This is a genomic window from Rhodoblastus sp., assembly GCF_019449565.1.
In the GTDB taxonomy this organism is placed as follows: Bacteria; Pseudomonadota; Alphaproteobacteria; order Rhizobiales; family Beijerinckiaceae; genus Rhodoblastus.
The window spans coordinates 1-3,404 of the sequence record NZ_JAGRPM010000051.1; the positions used below are offsets into that span (position 1 = coordinate 1).

General features: G+C 56.5%; 1 protein-coding gene. It reads left to right on the plus strand.

The window, feature by feature from the left end; genetic code table 11:
* The first annotated feature begins 357 nt into the window (after window positions 1-357).
* Window positions 358-3,099 (plus strand): P-loop NTPase fold protein, encoded by a 2,742-nt coding sequence (locus tag QZ409_RS12330; protein ID WP_296711523.1) that lies wholly within the window; start codon window positions 358-360, stop codon window positions 3,097-3,099.
* The last annotated feature ends 305 nt before the right edge of the window (window positions 3,100-3,404 follow it).

The window sequence follows — 3,404 nt, forward strand, 5'->3', positions numbered from 1 at the left end:
GCCGGATAACGCTCAATAACGCCATGTCTATCACTCCAAAGACCCCCGCTGACGCCAGCCGGGAGAAGTTCAAACATGGGTCAAATCTCAGTGGAAATGCCCGCCCAAAGCGGGTCAGTTCTCAGTGGCAATCAACAGCCTATGGTTCGAGACGAGATCACAGTCGCGCTGTTTGCATAAACGTGCAAGAGATGGAAGCTCTGCGGCTCGAAACTCGCGGTTTGCGCCGCGCGAACGCTTAGCCAGAGCAGGATGCGTTTCCGTGGGAACGCATCCTGCTCTGGATTTGTTAAAAAAGCGGGATTTTTTGCGAAAAACCGGTTTCCACTTTTCGCTTCCCGCTCTGGGGATCCGACAATGGCGGAGCAGAAGGAAAGCTTTTCCTCATATGTCGAAAACGATAGCGAGCTTGCAGGACGGCTGGCGGAAGTCGATCCACGTTTTCATCAGGCATTGGGCATGCGTGTCGCGCTGCGTGTCCTGCCACTCGTTTGCCCTGGCCTCATAACAGGCAATCCCGATTTGGGTGTCGTCGCCTTCAGGCTCGGCTTTTCATCTTGGGCCATGAACAAATATGCGGACGTTATCGCCCCTGAGACAGCATCGATCCCAGCTGGCGGATACGATATCGCCAGAAACATTGACGACCCAGGAGAAATGGCGGCGCATGCAGCAGCTCTTGCTGCCCTTATGGGACCGGAGTCTCCAAATCGAGTTAACATGCTGAATGTTCTGGGTGCGAGCATGGCGGCCGCTCGCACGATCGGCGACGACGACGCAGTCGAGCAAATTCGGCAAAGCGTTCTGCAAGACATCGGGGCATTAAACCAAATCGATGGCCAATTGGTGGACGAACCGCTCTGGCTCGGGGATGTGCGTGGCGATCCAACCTTTGAGGCGAACTTTCCATTATGGGCTCGAAAAGCCTTTGACGCTATTGCTGGTCAATTGGATGGCGCACAGGGACACTGGAGGTCTTTCGTCGACTGGTATCGAGCCTTGCTTCCAAATACGAGGACGGCCAAGCCGGAGAGCGCTTTCGGAGAAGAGGCTGATCTGCAGCTGGTGGCAATGCCCGATGATTTTTGGCGACGCAAGACAGATGACGTCCTGGTGGACGTCGACCGATTGCGGCGTGGCGAAGCCATCCGGTTTAATTCGCCGCCTCCTGATGGGCCTGAAAAGTTCACCCGGCCAGACGGGCGGCGGGAAACCCGCACGGTATTTCTCTCTGACGTCCATGACCCCGACGTCGACTATCTCGATCGGGCGAAGCAGGCCTTCGTTTTGGCCGGCAGGCTAAACCTCATATGGAACAAAGAGAATGCGACAAACGAAAGCGGGGAGCACGCGCGCGATTCGATCCGCCCTGGTTTCGTCGTGCAAATCGATGCGCCTTGGGGCGGAGGCAAGACAGCCTTCGCGTCGTTTCTTGCCACCATCTTGAACCCTTACCGTCACGACGTTCCGCTGCCGATGTGGCTTGACGCTCTCCCCATGAAAGACGAACGCTTCTGGCCCAAAGAAAATCGTCGGCCTTGGCATGTAGTCGGATTCAACGCATGGCGCCATCAGCAGGTGAAGCCACCATGGTGGGTTTTTTACGACGTCGTCCGCCGGCATTGTGCCGAAGCCGCTCTATCCGAGTTGAATCGACAGGCGGCCGAGTTGCCATCGCCCGCTGATCGTTTCTACGGTCGCTCTTGGCTATCGCGCCGGCTACGAGGCTTTAAAGAGTGGGGATCGGAGCTGGTCTGGCGTCTTTGGACGCCAGACTTCCGCGCGAAGTTTATTCTTTCTGTCGTGACGACAGTCTTTGTTGCTGGCCTTTTCGCGTTCAAAATCATTCGATTTGGTGAGAAAGGCATCGCGCTCTCCCCGGAACTTGGAGCGCACGCCGATAGCTTTCAAGCTTTATGGTTGACGCCCCTCGTTCTTCTCTTTACGGGCGCGCCGGCCGTCTGGACCATTTTGTCGGGCGCGACGCAGACGCTGTTTCGCGGAACGCCGGAGGCGGCCCAGAATTACGCGTTAGGCGCCGGGGACCCCCTTGATCGCTTTCGACGACATTTCGCAAGGGTGATCCAGCGTTTTTCACGACCTGTCTTGATCATTATTGACGATTTGGATCGTTGCGAACCTGAATATGTGGTCGAGCTCATTCGCGGCATTCAAACGATCCTGACGAGCTCACGCATCGTCTTCCTCCTTCTTGGCGACAAAGACTGGATTGAGCAAGCCTTCGCGGAAACAAACAAGACCATGAAGGGAATTGATGTTGGAGGCGAACACGAATTTGGCAGTCGTTTTGTCGAAAAAGCGATCCAGTTTTCATTCGTCTTGCCAAAGATTTCCGGTCCCTCACGACAGGCCTACGTGCGCGGCCTCCTGCGCCTCGATGACCAAAAACAAGACGCCCGAGACGACGGCGACAAAATGGCCTCGCCGAGCAGGCAAGCGGCGGTAGCAAGACTGAACGAACGAGAAGAGGAAGTGCTCGGCGTCGAAGACTATGCAAAGCGTGAACAAGCCGCGTCAAAAATGCGCGCCGAGTCCACCCTTCCAGACCTCGATAAGCGCGAAAAGGACGAAGTGCTGCGCCGCTTTGAAGAGCGCCTCGCGCTACGCGCCGCGGCCGATGTCTCGGCAGAGCGTGCGACAAGCCACATGCTTGAAGCGCTCGCCCCATTGCTGCCCGCAAATCCTCGGCAAATAAAGAGGATCGTGAACTCCATATCGTTGATCCAGGAAATAGCGAGGCTGGAACGGCTGGCGCAGCCGGGAACGACAGAATGGCAAGCTCTTGCGCGGTGGATCGTCCTGTTGACCGAATGGCCGCGGACCTGCTCGACTCTCAGCGCCTTTCCGACTTTAGCTGATCAGGCGCTAGGCATTTCCAGCGCCGAGACCGAATTTCCTGACAAGGCCGAGGAGATATTGAAGCTAATAAAATCCAATGGAGCGGTCATGCGTCTGCTGACGTTCCACGACGTAAATCTTGGCTGGGAAAAGAGGGACATCGGAGCGACGGAAATAGCGTGGCTGCGGCGGCTGGCACCCCCAGCGAGTCGGCGGCTTTTGCTACCTATTGGACCGTAAGCCCCAATAGGCGCAGAAAGTAACTGCCGTCACCCCGGAAATTGTCCAACAAATCGGGATTAGCGCACCGGAGGGTTTCCAGCCCGCGTCTTTTGGAAACTCCCTGAATACTGTCAGAAATCTACGAAAATGAGATGCCTCATCGTCCTTCGCCGCGGAATCGCCGTATCCCTTCGGTGGCGGCCGCCTTCCGTTGAGATCGGATTTGGCGGAGAGATCGCTCTTACGAGCGCTCATACGAGCGCGCTTAAGAGTTGCTCATGGCTCATTCCATTTTGCTGACAGGTCCAGATCGTCGCCGCTCC

Coding starts and splice junctions, on each gene's coding strand:
- QZ409_RS12330 (WP_296711523.1), top strand. CDS start 358: ATGGCGGAGCAGAAGGAAAGCTTTTCCTCATATGTCGAAAACGATAGC.